13 protein-coding genes are annotated in these 15,789 nt (G+C 70.2%); 8 read left to right on the top strand and 5 right to left on the bottom strand.

All coding sequences use genetic code 11. The features are described 5' to 3' along the window. The first annotated feature begins 1,023 nt into the window (after positions 1-1,023). Positions 1,024-1,854, top strand: coding sequence for a bifunctional 5,10-methylenetetrahydrofolate dehydrogenase/5,10-methenyltetrahydrofolate cyclohydrolase (locus FRANCCI3_RS07495; protein WP_011435931.1), 831 nt, complete (start codon positions 1,024-1,026; stop codon positions 1,852-1,854). Positions 1,855-1,915: 61 nt separating this feature from the next. On the opposite strand, the gene FRANCCI3_RS07490 is transcribed toward FRANCCI3_RS07495, so the two are convergent. Beyond that, a complete protein-coding gene (locus FRANCCI3_RS07490; protein WP_236701444.1) occupies positions 1,916-3,388 on the bottom strand; it encodes a sensor domain-containing diguanylate cyclase in 1,473 nt (490 codons plus the stop codon). A gap of 663 nt (positions 3,389-4,051) precedes the next feature. Further along, the gene (gene bioA / locus FRANCCI3_RS07485; protein ID WP_011435929.1) at positions 4,052-5,338 is read right to left on the bottom strand and encodes an adenosylmethionine--8-amino-7-oxononanoate transaminase; all 1,287 of its coding nucleotides are present in this window, start codon (positions 5,336-5,338) and stop codon (positions 4,052-4,054) included. Positions 5,339-5,717: 379 nt separating this feature from the next. Here bioA and FRANCCI3_RS26740 point away from each other — a divergent pair, with 379 nt between their 5' ends. Then, complete coding sequence (locus tag FRANCCI3_RS26740) at positions 5,718-5,894, top strand: hypothetical protein (RefSeq protein ID WP_157493289.1); 177 nt, start codon at positions 5,718-5,720, stop codon at positions 5,892-5,894. Between the two features lie 273 nt (positions 5,895-6,167). After that, on the top strand, positions 6,168-7,034 hold the full coding sequence (locus tag FRANCCI3_RS07480; RefSeq protein WP_023840505.1) for a rhomboid family intramembrane serine protease: 867 nt from the start codon (positions 6,168-6,170) through the stop codon (positions 7,032-7,034). Between the two features lie 184 nt (positions 7,035-7,218). On the opposite strand, the gene FRANCCI3_RS07475 is transcribed toward FRANCCI3_RS07480, so the two are convergent. Further along, positions 7,219-8,037 carry a hypothetical protein gene (locus tag FRANCCI3_RS07475; protein WP_035941293.1) on the bottom strand — a complete coding sequence of 273 codons (819 nt, stop codon included), beginning with the start codon at positions 8,035-8,037 and terminating at the stop codon, positions 7,219-7,221. A gap of 573 nt (positions 8,038-8,610) precedes the next feature. Between FRANCCI3_RS07475 and FRANCCI3_RS07470 the strand changes: the two genes are divergently transcribed. Then, positions 8,611-9,306, top strand: a complete 696-nt coding sequence (locus tag FRANCCI3_RS07470; protein ID WP_011435926.1) for a response regulator — start codon at positions 8,611-8,613, stop codon at positions 9,304-9,306. A gap of 59 nt (positions 9,307-9,365) precedes the next feature. Here the strand turns inward: FRANCCI3_RS07470 and FRANCCI3_RS07465 are convergent, their stop codons facing one another. Then, positions 9,366-11,105, bottom strand: a complete 1,740-nt coding sequence (locus FRANCCI3_RS07465) for a GAF domain-containing sensor histidine kinase (protein WP_011435925.1) — start codon at positions 11,103-11,105, stop codon at positions 9,366-9,368. A gap of 728 nt (positions 11,106-11,833) precedes the next feature. Here FRANCCI3_RS07465 and FRANCCI3_RS07460 point away from each other — a divergent pair. The 4 genes from FRANCCI3_RS07460 (at position 11,834) to FRANCCI3_RS07445 (ending at position 15,333) form a co-directional block, all read left to right on the top strand. After that, positions 11,834-12,520 carry a cysteine dioxygenase gene (locus tag FRANCCI3_RS07460; protein WP_011435923.1) on the top strand — a complete coding sequence of 229 codons (687 nt, stop codon included), beginning with the start codon at positions 11,834-11,836 and terminating at the stop codon, positions 12,518-12,520. Next, on the top strand, positions 12,517-12,939 hold the full coding sequence (locus FRANCCI3_RS07455; protein ID WP_011435922.1) for a rhodanese-like domain-containing protein: 423 nt from the start codon (positions 12,517-12,519) through the stop codon (positions 12,937-12,939). The genes FRANCCI3_RS07460 and FRANCCI3_RS07455 overlap by 4 nt, the downstream gene beginning before the upstream one ends. A 907-nt stretch (positions 12,940-13,846) precedes the next feature. Beyond that, a complete protein-coding gene (locus FRANCCI3_RS07450; RefSeq protein ID WP_011435921.1) occupies positions 13,847-14,215 on the top strand; it encodes a WhiB family transcriptional regulator in 369 nt (122 codons plus the stop codon). 560 nt (positions 14,216-14,775) lie between these two features. Beyond that, the gene (locus FRANCCI3_RS07445; protein WP_011435919.1) at positions 14,776-15,333 is read left to right on the top strand and encodes a SixA phosphatase family protein; all 558 of its coding nucleotides are present in this window, start codon (positions 14,776-14,778) and stop codon (positions 15,331-15,333) included. 111 nt (positions 15,334-15,444) lie between these two features. Here the strand turns inward: FRANCCI3_RS07445 and FRANCCI3_RS07440 are convergent, their stop codons facing one another. Continuing rightward, entirely contained in the window at positions 15,445-15,639 is a 195-nt protein-coding gene (locus FRANCCI3_RS07440) for a hypothetical protein (RefSeq protein ID WP_369807830.1), read from the bottom strand. Positions 15,640-15,789: the final 150 nt, after the last annotated feature.

Raw genomic sequence — 15,789 nt, 5'->3', positions numbered from 1 at the left:
ATGACTTCATCTCGATACTCCACGTCGTGGTCAAGGACGGGACGTCTCCATGGTAGCCGAGAAGAGAAGCAGGACAATAAACTCGGGAAAATGGTGAATGATATACCCTCGCTACCCACCTGACATCAAGTTCCGTGGACTCATCGCAGCAGGACGAATGTCGCATTCATATCGCTACATCCGGCAAGCCGGCCGGAGTTCCTGAGTACAGCCAGTGTGGCGGGTGGCTCGGGATGCGGCGTAGCGGGCACCGGACGCTTCCGGCCAGGTGCGTCGTTTCAGGTGCGTCGTTTCAGGTGCGTCGTTTCAGGTGCGTCGTTTCAGGTGCGTCGTTTCAGGTGCGTCGTTTCAGGTGCGTCGTTTCAGGTGCGTCGTTTCAGGTGCGTCGTTTCAGGTGCGTCGCTCCGGCCGTCCGTAGATGTCACAGCGAGGAGCGGGCCGCTACGTGCCGCGAGCGGCGGCCGACTCGAACGATCGCGAACGTCGACGACCGGCCAGCCCACTCCGCCGGACCGCACCACCTGCCACCATCACCCCGAACCGGGAAGATTATATCTAGTAATACACGGATTTCCGCTCGGCAATCGCCCACCTCGGCTGCACCACCACACAGGGGCGGGCCTCTTCCGGAAGGATTTCCCAGGGAGGATCCGTTATTCCGAAAATCCGAGGCACGAGAACCGACCGGTCTGGAACCGAGCGTTCTGGAACCGAGCGGCCTGGAACCGAGCGCACCGAGCCGCCCTGGCGTGCTCCCCCGCGCAGGTTAGCTGCCCACCCGCCTTGCTACGGTACAACCGTGCCCGCCGCCGCTCGCTCGCTGCGCCGGCGCATCCCGGGCCTTCCCCAGGTTTGGCGTGGTGGGCCAGGACGGCATAACCCGCGCGAGTGCGGGAAAGGCCTGCGGACAGCGGTGACTTGTCCGTGCGGAACGGCCCGGACGTGCGGAACGGCCCGGAGGACCATCAGGACCGCAGGGCCACGGGAGCCAGACCACGAGAACGACGAGGATCGGAACGGCACATGAGGATGCTCGACGGGCGGTCGATGGCCGCCGAGATCGGCAGGTACGTGGTCGACGAGGCCGAGAGGCTGGCTGCGGCGGGAGTCACGCCGACCCTGGCTGTGGTCCTGCCGACCGCGGATCCGGCCGCGTATTCCTATGCCGAGATCATCGAACGGACCGCGGGCAAGGTCGGCGTGCACTGTGTGCTGCATGAGCCGAAGGGCGAGCCGGCGGCGATCCTCGACACGATCGACACCGTCGCCGCCGATCCGACCGTGCACGGGATCATCGTCCAGACGCCGCTGCCAGGCGGGCTGACCTCCCGCGAGGTCGGCGAGCACATTCCGACGGCCAAGGACGTCGACGGGATGAACCCGAGCAGTCTCGGCCGGCTCGCGCTGGGTCTGCCGAGCTTCGCGCCGGCCACCGCCGCCGCGGTGGTGGAGATCCTCACCCGGGCCCGCATCCCGATGTCCGGCGCCCGGGTATGCGTGATCGGCCGCGGCCCAGTGGTCGGCAAGCCGGTCTCGCTGCTGTTGCTCGCCGAGGACGCGACCGTGACGATCTGCCACTCCCGGACCAAGGGACTGGTGAGCATCGCCCACGAGGCCGACATCATCGTGTCCGCCACCGGCCATCCCCGCCTCGTCGGCGCCGGCTTCGTCCGCCCGGGTGCGGCCGTCATCGACGTCGGCACCGTCGTGACCGAGACCGGGCAGGTCGGTGACGTGGACGCCGCGGCCGTCTCGTCCGTGGCGGGCGCCCTCACCCCGGTGCCGGGCGGCGTGGGACCGGTCACCACGATGCTCCTGCTGCGCAACACGATCCGGGCGGCGCGCGCCGCCTGATCGGCACACCGGCCACCTGGCATCAGCGGGGCCCGCCGCCTCAGCGGAGCCCGCAGCGGCCTCAGACGGAGCTGTAGACCGGCCCGGCGAGCCGTACCCGGTTACGACCATCGGCCTTGGCCCGGTAGAGCGCGGAGTCCGCACGGGCGATGAGGCCGGCGAGGTCGCCGCGGGGGCCGTGATGTGTCGCGACTCCCACGGACACGGTCACCGACAGGGGAGGCCGGCCCTCCAGCCGGCAGTGGGTTCCGGCGACTTGGCGGCGGATCCGTTCCGCGACATCGGCCGCGTTCTCCAGCTCGACCTCGGTGAGCAGCACCACGAACTCCTCGCCCCCGAACCGTCCGACGAGATCCCGGGGGCGGGTCGCCGCCCGCAGCGCGTCCGCCACCGCGATCAGAATGACGTCCCCGATGAGATGACCAAACCTGTCATTGACCCGCTTGAAGTGGTCGATGTCGACCAGGAGCACCGACAGTGGACGCCCCACCTGGCAGGCCCGGTTGATCTCGCGTTCCGCGACCTGGCGCCAGTACGCCGGGTTGGCCAGCCGGGTCTTCGCGTCGGACCGCGCGGCATGCAGGAGCTCGGCGTGCAACAGGCTGCGTTGCAGCAACAGGACGGGGGGTGTGATCGCCAGCATGAGCAACGGGTTCGCCGCCCACAGCACCGCGACCACGATCGACGAGCAGATCTCGGCGGCCTGCGCGGGCACGAGGTCGCGGCACGCATGCCGGAGCGGGGTCCGGGCGGGGATGACAGGTGACGGGACGACCCCGGTCCGGTCCGGCCGGTCCGGCCAGCCCGGCCGGGCTGGACCGGCCGCCACACCGGAGCACGAATCGAGGCTCTCCCGACCATCGGACGTCGCCATCCCCATCACGGTCAGCCTCATCCCCGTCACGGTCAGCCTCGCCACAACCGGGTAAACCGCAACCGCGGCGAGGAAGGCCAGCACCGCGACGCCGGACCCGACGAGGTTGTCGACGGTGAACGGCCCTCGATCGGGGCTAAGCAGCAGATGGACGCTGGAGGCACAGAAGCCCGCGATGCCCAACGCCGCGGCGTGGAACACGCGCAGATGCGGCGGCTGTACTGGATCACGACGGCCGGCGAGCCAGCACAGCGGCAGGCTGACAACCGCCGGGTAGAACGGCGGCAGCAGGACCGCCGCCGCCACCGTCCAGGTGGACAGCAGGTCATGACGTCGGGCCCCGGGAACGGTCAGATCCTCACCCAGCCGTCCGGACGCCACCACGGCCAGCGCCCCGAGAACAACGAAGGTGGCGAAGGCCGCGAGGTCGGTCCATCGCGGACGCAGACCCGCCGCCGCGAACCCGGCCATGCTCAGCCAGCAGAAGACTACGATTAACCCCCGCCGCATCAACCCCCCGGGCGCGCGCCACAGCATCCAGCCGTGGCCGAGCAGGCGCAGCACGGCCAGGCGAGGTTCCGTGACGTGGGCGCCGGCCAGGCGTGGGCCGGCCAGATAAGGGCCGGCCAGATAAGGGCCCAACGGCGGAGGGCCGATCATCCAGGGGCCGACGGGTTCGGCGCTCGCGGGTGGGGCGGACGCTTCGCCTCGTGCCGCCCCGCGACCGGTCCGGGCAGTCGTGCCCGCTCCCCGCGTGGTCACCCCGCGGACTCGCCGCCAGCCACGCCGAAGAGTGCCCACCAGAACGGAACCCGCGCCCCGCGCCAGTCGTATGCGTAACGGCATTGGTGGATGGCCTTCCTCGTTCTTGTCCACGGCCGTACCCGGCCGGAACCGCCCGGTGAATCCAACCTGGTCGCTGCTACTTACGGTGAATCTTCGAGAACGAAGAGTACGAAGGCGCTTCGCCAATTCGCAACCGTCCGAATGCCGGTTCTTAGCCGTTCGCGGCGTCGCCGAGCCGTGTTTTCTCCCCGGCATGCGCGCGATAGTTGCCCAGGAAATGGCACCTGACCTGCGACGACGAATGCCGGGCCGAAGGAGGCGTCACGACGGGCCGCCCGGTCGCGTCGGCTGCGGGACACCGCCGAGAGACCACATCCGACACGCCCGGGAAACGGCACGTCCGCCGCCCGGAGACCAAGGACGGCCGAGGGAGGGATCGCCGAGGGACCAGCTCGATGCCCGCCGTCCGCTCCTGACACCTGGCGGCGGCGTAGGGACCGACGCGTCGGTGACGCGGACGAACCGGTGACGCGGCGATCAGATGGTACGGGCGACCGCCTCGACCATCGCGGCGGCCAGGGTGGCCACGTCGGCGGGGGAGATGATGAACGGCGGCATCGTGTAGACCAACCGTCCGAACGGGCGGACCCAGACCCCGAGATCCACCAACAGCGGCTGGATCACGGTCATGTCGACGGGCTCCCGCGTCTCGATCACTCCGATGGCGCCGAGTACCCGCACGTCGGCGACCCCGGGCAGGTCGGCGGCCGGGGCGAGCCCGGCGGCGAGCCCGGCGGAGATCTCGCGCACCCGAGCCTGCCAGGGCGAGGAGAGGAGCAGGTCGATGCTGGCGTTCGCGACCGCGCTCGCCAGGGGGTTGCCCATGAACGTGGGGCCGTGCATGAACACGCCGGCCGGCGAGTCGCAGACGCCCGCCGCGACCTCGTCGGTGCACAGCGTCGCGGCCATGGACAGGTATCCACCGGTCATCGCCTTGCCCACGCACATGATGTCGGGGCTGATGCCGGCATGGTCGCAGCCGAACAGCTCGCCCGAGCGGCCGAACCCGACCGCGATCTCGTCGGCGATCAGCAGCACCCCGTAGTGGTCGCACAGCTCGCGCAGCCGCGCCAGCCAGCCCGGCGCATACCACCGCATGGCTCCGGTGCCCTGCACAACCGGCTCGCAGATGACCGCCGCGATCTCGTCGGCGTGCCCGGCCAACAGCCCCTCGATCTCGGCGACGTGAGCGTCCTCACACGGCTCGTCGAAGGCGCAGGCCGGGGCGGAGGCGAACAGATGGCGGGGCAGCAGGTGGCTGAACAGGTGATGCATGCCCGCGTCCGGATCACAGACCGCCATCGCGCCCGAGGTGTCGCCGTGGTAGCCGCGTCGGATGGTGAGCAGGCGCGTCCGGCCCGGCCGGCCCCGCCCGGTCCAGTACTGCAGCGCCATCTTGATCGCGACCTCGACGGCGACGGAACCCGAATCGCACGGGAATACCCGCCGCAACGGATCCGGCGTGATCGCCACGAGGGTCTCGGCGAGGGCCACCGCCGGCTCATGGGTCAGACCGCCGAACATCACATGGGACATCGTCTCGAGCTGCCCGCGCACCGCCTCGTCGAGCACGGGATGCCGGTAGCCGTGAATCGCCGCCCACCACGACGACATCCCGTCGATCAATTCCCGGCCGTCGGTCAACGTCAGCCGGGTCCCCGCGGCGGATGCGACCGGGAAGAGCGGCGTGGAGCCGGACACCGAAGCATACGGATGCCAGACCACCCGCCGATCGCGGGCGACGAGGTCGCCCACGTCCGCCACCGGGGTCTGGGGCCGGGGGGTGAGCGCGGGCGGCGGGACGGCGATCGTCGAACGAGGGGTCACCTCCCCACTCTCGCCCACCCCGGTCGACGGCGGTGGCCTGGGTGGCGCTGGCCCGGGCCGATCGTCGTGCGTCTCACACAACTGCGGTCTCACACCCCTGCGTCACCCGCCCGAGCTCGTCACCCGCCCGTCCTGCCCTCGAACCCCAAGCCGACAGGAGTCCAACTCGCGGCTACCCCCACTCAGTCGGCGGCGTCGAGGACGGCGAGCGCGTCGACGAGGACGAGGAAGTCACGGGGCAGGTCGACGCACACGGTGGTCCGGGCCGGGAGGGGTCCTTGACCCAGGTCGCATAGAGCGTGTTGAACTCCTCGAGATGGGCGCTATTGGTCAAGTGGACGCGCATCATGATGACATCGTCGAAGGTGACGTCGGCGGCGACGACGCCAGGGGCACGACCGATGTCGTGCAGAAGCGCCGCAGCGACGACATCGGCATCCGCGCCAGACCGCCGTGCTTGCTCGGCGGTCTGGCGCGTGCTCCAGCTGGTTGACACCCTCGTCCTCGTACGGATTGCCTTCCAGCCCACGCGGTATCGCGAGGATGCCAGGAACTGTGAAGTGAGGTAGTGCGGATGGTTCGCCTTCCATGGTTCGCCGTCTCGGTCGACCGGCCCCTCGGCCAGGGTGAGGCCAAGTTTCCCAGCGGCGGCATCGCCCCGGTGTGATCTTCGCGGCGGAGGCAGAGGCCGACGACCCCTGGCTGATCGTCGGCCAGGAGTGCCAGGTAGGAGTAGTTGCCCAGGCGCATCGGGCAGGATGTCAGTGTGGTCATCCCGATTCACGACATCAATCCCCTGCGCCGCCGCCCGGTCGTGACCTGGCTGCTCATCGCGGCGAACGTGGTGATCTTCGTTTTCTTCGAACCGGTGGTCAGCTCGGTCGCCGGCACGGAGACGTCGGCGGCACAGAACATCTGTGAGCAGCAGCGGTTCTTTCAGGAGTGGGGTGCGATCCCGTGGGAACTGGTGCACAATGCGCAGCTCACCGCCGCGAACTCCGGCCGGATCGGGGTGGATGCGGCCGGCAACCCGGGATGCATCGTGGAATCACCGCCCAGCTTCGACAAGATCCCGGTGCTGTCGGTGCTGACCTCGATGTTCCTGCATGGAAGCTGGCTTCATCTGATCGGCAACATGCTGTTCCTCGGGGTCTTCGGCAACAACATTGAAGATCGCATGGGCAGGCTGCTCTACCCGCTGTTCTACCTGGTCTGCGGATACGCCGCCGGGTACGGCTTCGCCTTGTTGGAGGGTGGGTCGACGAACACCCTGATCGGCGCCTCCGGCGCGGTCGCCGGCGTGTTGGGGGCCTATCTGGTGCTCTTCCCACGGGCCCGCGTCATCGGCCTGGTCTCCGTCCTGTTCTTTCTGCCGTTCTGGCTGCCGGCCTGGATCGTCCTCGGTTTCTGGTTCGCGTTGCAGTACATCTACTTCACCGGATTCGGCGTCGCCGACGGCGGTACCGTGGCGTACGGAGCACATGTAGTCGGCTTCGCGGTCGGCGCGTTGCTCGTCACGCCGTTCATCAGCCGGCTGCGAGCCGCCGGCCCCGGGACGCCGCTCCGGGTGCCCCAACACGGCTGGATTCGCGGCACGGGGAACTCGTCGGCCCGCCACCGCCGCCCCTACTGAGCGATCCCGATCTTCCGCGGCCTGACCGTCGTGGCATCCCGCCGGCACCTGCCGGACGTGGACGCCGCGACGGCGGAAGCCGCCACGACGACAACGGCCGCCACGGCGGCGACCGTCACGACCGTCGAGTAGTCCCGAAGCCGCGAAGGCCCGCCCGGCGGTCAGGCACCCCAGCGGTCCGGCATCAGGACGCCGACGACCCGCCGACGATGGAGTCGGGGGTGGTGGAGTCGGCAGCCTCGGCCGCGGCGGCGTCGTCGCAGCCGCCCGTGTCGGCCGCGGATGCCACGGCCACGGCTTTCCCGGCGGGAACACGACGTCGCAACAGACCGCGCCGGGCTCGCGGACGGCCTGCGTCGGCCGACCTCCGGCCGGGCCGCTTCCGGCTACCCGTCACGACCGGCGCGTCCTCGGCCTCCGCCTCCGCTGCGGGCCTGACGGGCTGTTCCCCGGTTGTCGAGGCGACCTGCGCGGGCTGCGAGTCCACGGCCGGCTGCGAGTCCACGGCCGGCTGCGAGTCCACGGCCGGCTGCGAGTCCACGGCCGGCTGCGAGTCCACGGCGGTCGAGAAGGCGGCCTCACCGGTCTCGACAGCCTCACCGGTCGCCTCGGGCAGGTCGGCCAGAGCGGCATCCTCCGCCTCCTCCGCGACCCGCACGTCGAGAGCGACCGTCCGCCAGTCCTCGAAGACCTCCTGAACGGCGAAATCCGCGGCGAGCAGGGCGTCACGGTAGCGAACGAGCTGCTCGTACGACAGGGTCGGATCCGGCTGCGGTCCCGTCACCACGGGGACCTCGGAGGCCGTCGCGGTGGCGCCCGCGACAACGGCCGCGACGACGGCCGTGGTCACCCGACAGGTAACGGACCCGGCGGAGTCGATCGTCTCCGTCAGCGTCCAGGAACGGCTGGCCGCCGCGGCGAGCCGCGGATCCGTGAGCGCCCCGCCGCCGGCCTGCTCCGTCAGAAGCGTCGCGATCCTCGCCGCGACCGTGGTGGTCGCCACGTCGCCCCTACCCCATCGCACGACCGCACGTCCTTTCCCTCGATCTCTGTCTGCCGCTACGCCGAAGACGCCCATGATCGGCCGACCCCGGAGAATGGCGCCGGCACCTGAGGGCGAGAACTGCATCTTGACGGACGGATCGGATGCGCTACGCAGCGGGGTGCTTTTTGCCACATGGCGGACATACGATACAAACACCGGACGGCCCCGATCGAGGTTCCCCTGCTACGGCCAACGGGCCGCAGCGCCGCGCCGGGGAGCAGGCGAAACCTCCGGGCTCGCGGACGGACTCTGCATCCGCCGTCGGCACGCCAATTGCGACCTGGCGTAATCACATCATGAAGTCGCTCGATTACACCTCACCGGACTTCGGCGGACGCCACCCGGACCTACCCTTTTCGGATGAGGCCGGAACCGGCGTTCACGGGTTCACCGAACGGCATCCGCCGAGACGCACGACACCGCTTCCGTGCGGTCGAGGTCACCGCCTCCAACAGCGAGCGTTATATTCTGCTTGCTGCAGGTGACAACAGCGACGGTCTTCTACGGCGTCAGGGTCGGGCGGAGTCAACGGTGTCAGACGAACTGGCGGACGGTTCCGGAGTCGGTGACGCACCGGGGCCTGCGTCGATCACCGGAACCATCCGGGTGTTCCTTCTCGACGACCACGAGGTGGTGCGTCGCGGGCTGCGGGATCTCCTCACCGACGAACCCGATGTGGAGGTGGTCGGGGAGGCCGGGCGGGCCGATGAGGCGGTCGCCCGGATCCTGGCTCTCCAGCCCCACGTCGCGGTGCTGGACGCACGCCTGGAGGACGGCAGCGGTATCGAGGTCTGCCGGCAGGTCCGGTCGAGCGATCCACGGATCGCCTGCCTCATCCTGACCTCGTTCGACGACGAGGAGGCGCTCTTCACAGCGATCATGGCGGGCGCGGCCGGCTACGTTCTCAAGCAGATCCGGGGAACCGCCCTCGTGGACGCGGTGCGCCAGGTGGCGGCGGGCAAGTCTCTGCTCGATCCCGCGGTGACGCCCCGGGTCCTGGTGCGGCTGCGGGAGGGACCGGCCGAGGACGAACGGCTCTCCGGGCTCACCGACCAGGAGCGGCGTATCCTCCGGCTGATCGCGGAGGGGCTCACCAACCGCCAGATCGCCAGCCGGATGTTCCTCGCCGAGAAGACCGTGAAGAACTACGTCTCCAGCATGCTGTCCAAGCTCGGGCTGGAGAGCCGGACCCAGGCCGCGGTGTTCGCCACCAGGCTGAACCCCTGAATCCCTGAGGCTCTTGAGGCCTCTGAGGCCCGGGGTTCCCCGCAGCCCCGCCGCACCCGCTAACCGAGGACGCCCCATCCCTCGCCGGAGTGCACGCGAAGCTCGGGCAACGGCGCGATCACTGGAACCTGCCAGGTCATGGTGGTGCCGATGCCGCCCGCTCCCGGGCCGAACTCCATCCGGCCGCCGAGGTCGAGCGCACGGTGTCGCAGGTTGGCCAGCCCGCTGCTGCGCGAGGCCTTGCCAGGGCCGCGGCCGTCGTCGCGCACCTCGACCAGGAGGTCGGCGTCGGTGACCCGCAGCAACACGTGGATCCGGGAGGCCCGCGCGTGGCGGGCGATGTTGGACAACGCCTCGCGCAGCGCCGCGAGCATGTGCGGGCGGATGGCCGCGGGGACCCCGCGGTCGATCGGTCCGTCCAGCCGGACCGTCGGGGTGATCCCCAGGGCCCGTTCGGCCTGGGCGATGACCGCTTGGATCTCGGCGCGCAGATCGGTCTCCTCAGCAGCGTTGGAGGTCAACGAGAAGATCGTCTGACGGATGTCGGAGATGGTCTGGTCAAGCTCGCCGGCGGCGGCGTCCAGCCGCTCGGCCGCCCGGCTGTCCACGGCCCGGGCGAGGCTCTGCAGGTGCAGACCGGTGGCGAACAACCGCTGGATCACGACATCGTGCAGGTCCCGAGCGATGCGGTCCCGTTCCTCGAAGACAGCCAGACGCTCCCGGTCGCGGTGCACCCGGGCCAGTTCGAGGGTGAGCGCGGCCTGCCCGGCGAAAGCCGCGGCCATCTCCAGGTCCAGACCACCGAAGGAGGCCGAACGCCCACCCGAGCCGAGGACAAGGATGCCCAGCGCCCGGCCACCCGCCATCAGCGGCACCACCATGCCGACCTTCACCGGGAGGTCGGCATGGTCCGCGCCGAACAGCGGACCGCCCGGGGAGTCGACGGGCACGAGCACGGCCCGGCCGGTGCGCATGGCCTCGTTCAGGCGGCGGTTGTCGGCGAAGACCCGGCCCCGCAGGTCGTCGTCCCCCTCCCCGTCGACAACCCCGACCACCAGGCCGACCTCGTCGGGGACGAGGATCGCGGCAAGCCGGGCCGCAGTCGCCTGACGGGCCCGCCGGGCCACGAGGTCGAGCGCCTTCTCGGGCTCCGCAACCGACAGCAGCGCGGTCGTGATCTCCGCGCTGGCCGAGAGCCAGGCCTGCCGGCGCCTGGTCTCCTCGTACAGCCGCGCGTTCTCGATCGCGAAACCGACCGCGGCCGCCAACGCGCACGCCAGGTCCTCGTCCTCCTGGGTGAACTCGCCGCCGCCGCGCTTCGCGCCGAGGAACAGCGTTCCGAACGCCGCGCCCCGCACCATGATCGGGACGTTGAGGAAGGTGTCGAACCGCGGATGCCCGCTGGGAAACCCGATCGCGACGGGATGACGGGCGACGTCGGCCACCCGCAACGGCCGCGGGTGGCGCAGACTCTCCCCGATCAGGCCGCGCCCCTCGGGAAGCCTGCCGATCATGGTGGGCACCTCGTCAGGGAAGCCCACGTGGATAAGCTCCGAGATCTCCCCGTCGTCGCCGATCACCCCGAGGGCGCCGTACTTGGCCCCCACGAGCTGGCAGGCGGCCTGCGCGATCCGGCGCAGGGTGACCGGCAGGCTCAGTTCCCGGGCCACGTCGACGACCGCGTCGAGTAGGCCACGCATCCGGGTCTGCACGGACGCCACTTCGTTCACCTGCTCGGAGAGCTGGATCAGAAGCTGTTCGAGCCGCGCGCGATCGACATCGGGGACGGGTCCGCTCATCGGCCCAGGCCCTGGTCCAGGGCAATGACCGAACCTTCGTCCGGGTATCGACGGAATTCGACGAAAACCACCGCGCGTGGCACCTCATTTCCGGTCCCTCGCTCCAGCAGGGTGACGCGGGCGCCTGCCCAGGCGGAAGGATTGCCTGCCATGCAGGATATCCGGCAAACACCCACTCCGTGGAGCAGCGGGCGGAACGCCATGACGGGCACCGGCCGGGTCTCGGGAGGCCATAACGCGCCGGGCTACCTCCAACGTAGAGTATCGTTCATGGCAGTGCCCCACCTCTTCCTGCACCGCGACCGTGTGACGGACCTGAGCCGGGTCGTCAGCGCGGCGTGTACCGGGCGGGCCTGAGCCAGCGTCATCCTCCCGCGGCGCCACCGGCGGCGCCGGTGGCGCGTCGCCTGCCGTCCCTGGCTGGCTGATCGGCTGGTCCAGCTGGCAGTTCCGTCGCCCCGCCCCGACGATCCGTCGGCCGCGCGACGCCACGCTCAGCCCGTTCGCACCGTGATCTCCACCGCTTCGTGCCGTCGCGCTCCGTGCCTGCGTCGCGGCGGGCCAACGCCGGCAGGACATCACCATCGTGCTCATTCGACGCGGTGACCTGGCGCCTCAGTCCCGCGCGCGGCACCGCTTCTCCCCGCCCGGCCGTGTCCGGCAGTGTGCCGGCGAACGCCACCGGCACCACCCGCGTCCCGGCATCACCCGCGCCTTGGGAGTGACCCGTGCCCCTCCTCCACCCGGTCCTCATCGCCGACCCCACCCGCATCGCCGACCCCACCCGCCTCGCCGACCCCTTCGTGCCGGCCTCGTGCCTGAGCGATGAGCCGGGCCTCATCGACCTGGTGACCCTGTGCGAACTGACCGCCGCGCTCGCGGCGACACCCGAGGTCTGGCGTCCCGTCATCCGTCACCGTCCCGACCGCCGGTGGTACACCCGGCTGCTGCTCTCCGCGACCGTGGAGGTGTGGCTGATCGGCTGGTATCCGGGGCAGCAGACGGAGGTACACGATCACGGCGGCGCGCTGGGGGCGCTGACGGTCGCCGAGGGTTTCGTGGAGGAGGACCAGTACGACCGGAGCTGGACCAGCTCCCAGATGCACCGGCACGGGACCGGGGCCGTGGTCGGCTTCGACCCGACCCACATCCACCGGGTCGCCAACCGCGGCCGGCAGGTCGCGACGACGATCCACGCCTACTCCCCACCGGAACTGTCGATGCGGTTCGCGCCGGCGCCGGCCGATGGCGGCCGGGCGGAGGATCCGCGTGCCGTCGAGATCCCACCCGCGGCCGCGGCAGCCGCGACGGTCCTGGGCCCGGCCGTCACCATCGGCGCGGCCACCGCGCCGATGGAGGCGGGGAGGGGCGACCGCGGGGCTCCGACCCACGCGGTGGCCGGGAGCGGCGCATGACGGCAACCGAGCACGCCACAGCCACGCCACCGAGCCGGATTGACGCGATGCTCGCGGCGGCCCGGTCCCGGCTGCACCGACTCGAACCGGCGCAGGCCGCGCGTGCCCTGGCCGAGAACGGCGACGCGGTGCTGGTCGACATCCGACCCGCGGCGCAACGCGCCGCGGAGGGGGAGATCCCCGGCGCCGTCATAGTGGAGCGCAACGTCCTCGAATGGCGGTTCGACCCCACCAGCGACGCGTGCCTGCCACTGGCGACGGGGGACGATCTGCAGGTCATCGTGATCTGCTCAGAGGGTTACACCTCCAGCCTCGCAGCCGACTCGTTGCGACAGCTCGGCCTGTGGCGCGCCACCGACGTGATCGGCGGATTCCACGGCTGGGCGGCGACCGGACTCCCCACCTGCCCGGCCCGCTGACCGCCGCGACCCGCCGGCCCGGCCGAGGCCCCGACCGGCTTCGACCGGCTTCGACCGGCTTCGACCGGGCCGGCGGGTTTACCCAGGGGGTCTACCCGGGGTCCCCCGGGGGATCCCGGTCGTGCCGGCCACGTCATCGCCGCCCCTGCACCCCGCAGAGGTCAGGGGCGCATGCAGCGGCAAAAGCATCGGATGTGGTTCTGCGCACATTTCTCTACCGAAATCATCCCCCGAGAACCGGGGTAAGCGGACCTTCGCGGGATCGTCACCCGTACGCAATCGAACCCGGGTACCGCTCCAACCTTGATCGACAATGCCCCGCCGACGCCCCTCCCGGGCCGCACCGGTCATCCGGCAACGATCTTCATACAGGCTGTTTCCGCTGTCCAGTAGCGCTTCCCCGCCCATCCGGCGGTACCCGGCGAGCCCGGACCCGGCCGCCGTGGCGACCGAGCCCGACCGACGGCAACACCGATCCCGCCCGACGGCAGTCATCTCGGAACGCGCACGGTGCGTGACCATCTACCTCGGCACACGCCGGTACGGAGCCCCGGACGTCCGCGTTCCGGAACCCTTGCTATCCGGTCGAGAGACGTCTACGTTCCTCGGTTAACGAGACGAGACGGGATCGTTTCCGAGCGGAGCTCCGGCCACGGTAGGCCAACCGAAAAGGCAGCGTCGACGGATTCCACCCGGAACGCCCGAGGGCTTCTCGGCTCGACCAGGTTGACCTGCCTGTCTGGGTGTAGGCAACACCGGATTCGGCGGTCTGGAAAAGCAGTGTGTCCGCCTTTGCAACGTCAGCAGGAGACGGTATGCCCAGTCAGCCCAGCGTGCTACCCGCTCGAAGCTTCGCCACGCTCAGCTCCCTGTCCGCCGCGTGTCACCACGTGTCCGGCGGTGCACGATGAGCGCCGGCGTCCCGGTTCTTCCCGGCCGTGATCTGCCGCCACAGCCGTTCGGAGCTGGTTGGCCCGCCTACTGGCGCCAGGAAGCGGCCTGCCGCGACGGCGACCCGGACGCATTCTTCCCGCCGGACGGCCGCAACACGAAAGCCCGGGCCGCGGCCGAGAGGCGGGCCCGCAAGATCTGCTCCGACTGCCCGGTGCAGCGCCCATGCCTGGCCACCGCGATCTTCTGTCAGGAAGAGCACGGGGTGTGGGGCGGCCTGACCTCGGACGAGCGTGCTTCCGTCGTCCCCCGCGGGCGGCTGAGCGCGGACGACGCCCTGGTCTTCGCCGACCGGCTGCTGCTGTCCGTGTCGGTCGCGAGCTGAGCGGACCGCGCCCGGTGACCCCGGGCGCGTCCCGCAGCGATGATCGCCCCCCTGGTCACGCGGTGGCTCCTCACGCCGGCCGATCTGCCCGGATATCGGCGGCGATGATCAGGATCATGGTTCCAGACGACTCGGCCGCGACGCCCTCGCTATCCGGTCGGGCCATATCTCATTGACGGACCCGGCCCATCCTGGGCAGTCTGCATGTCATCACCTCACGCCGCGGGGCGTGCGGCGCGGCGGCGCGGGGACCGGACGCGGGAGGGCGCGGTGGGCACGGGTATGGCTCCCGGCGGGACCGGATTCGACGATCCGGGCGGTGGCGGCAAGAAACCCCGGGCCGTGCTGCCACAGACAGACCCTGGGAAATTCGCCGGAAAATTCTTTTCCCTGAATATCATACTTTATATCGAACCAGCCCTGCAGGGTCCTGCTCGCCGTTCCGCGCCCGCCACGCCAGGTACGGATTCCCGGCAACTCCGGCTGGAACGGCAATTCCGGCTGGAACGCGACGGACGTCGCGCCGTCGATTTCCTCCCCGTACGGCGGAGAGTTCGCTCGTGAAACCACGGCGGCGCCTTCTTCTGCTGCGGCACGCAAAGTCGGACTGGGCCGAAGGGTCAATCCACGACGCCGATCGACCGCTGTCCGGATCGGGCCGGCGGGGCTGCGAGCTCATCTCGCGCTATCTCACGGACAACAAGCTCGCGCCCGACCTCATTCTGTGCTCCTCCGCGCTGCGGACCCGGCAGACCGTCGAGGGCCTCGCGGATGCGCTCCCCCCGAACGTCCCGGTCCTGACCGAGGACCGGCTCTATCTGGCCGAGGCGCAGGACCTGCTGGACCGGCTGCGTGAGATCGACGACGGAGTGCCCAGCGTGATGCTCGTCGGGCACAATCCCGGTATCCACACGCTGGCCGTGGCCCTGCTGCCCCCGGCCGAGCGATACCGGATCTCCACGTTTCCGACGGCGGCACTCGCCATCCAGGATCTGACCGTTACGCGCTGGGCGGAGCTGGGTCAGGACTCGGCCCGGCTCGTCTCCTTCGTCACGCCGCGGGGCCTGCGGGAGGCCGTCGGACCGGCAGGGGCCCCGAAACCCGGCCCGCCGGCCTGAGTCGGGAACGCCGCCGACCTGAGCTCGGCCGGCGGCCGAGCGCCGCGGCGCGGCAGCCCGATGAACTGGTAGGTGCCGCGCCAGGCCTCGTGAACCAGATCGGCACTGCACTCAGTAGGCCTGCTCCATGATCTTGGATGCGAGGGCGAAGACGCCGCCAACGACCAGCAGTGCGCCAGCCGCGATCCACAACGGCACCGAGGCGAGCGGGAGGGCGAACGTCCCGACAACAAAGCCTACGATGATCAGAAGTACCGCGGCCCACGAACCCGTGTTGGCCTTGTGGTGACCGGTCTCACTAGCCACGTCCACTCCCGTCCGTCCTCATCGGGGCCGCCCGGCGACCCGATGCACATCGTTTTCCGGTGCGAGACTACCCGCGATCGGCATGTCCGATCCCGGATGGCGATGTACCTTTGCCCAATCTCGCCATTCTGCCCGATCTTGCCATTCCCT

This window comes from Frankia casuarinae (assembly GCF_000013345.1).
Lineage (GTDB): Bacteria > Actinomycetota > Actinomycetes > Frankiales > Frankiaceae > Frankia > Frankia casuarinae.
The sequence above is the reverse complement of the archived record's forward strand: the minus strand, read 5'-3'. Positions and strand labels throughout refer to the sequence as shown.

Coding starts and splice junctions, on each gene's coding strand:
- FRANCCI3_RS07495 (WP_011435931.1), top strand. CDS start 1,024: ATGAGGATGCTCGACGGGCGGTCGATGGCCGCCGAGATCGGCAGGTAC.
- FRANCCI3_RS07490 (WP_236701444.1), bottom strand. CDS start 3,388: ATGATCGGCCCTCCGCCGTTGGGCCCTTATCTGGCCGGCCCTTATCTG.
- FRANCCI3_RS26740 (WP_157493289.1), top strand. CDS start 5,718: ATGGGCGCTATTGGTCAAGTGGACGCGCATCATGATGACATCGTCGAA.
- FRANCCI3_RS07465 (WP_011435925.1), bottom strand. CDS start 11,105: ATGAGCGGACCCGTCCCCGATGTCGATCGCGCGCGGCTCGAACAGCTT.
- FRANCCI3_RS07455 (WP_011435922.1), top strand. CDS start 12,517: ATGACGGCAACCGAGCACGCCACAGCCACGCCACCGAGCCGGATTGAC.
- FRANCCI3_RS07450 (WP_011435921.1), top strand. CDS start 13,847: ATGAGCGCCGGCGTCCCGGTTCTTCCCGGCCGTGATCTGCCGCCACAG.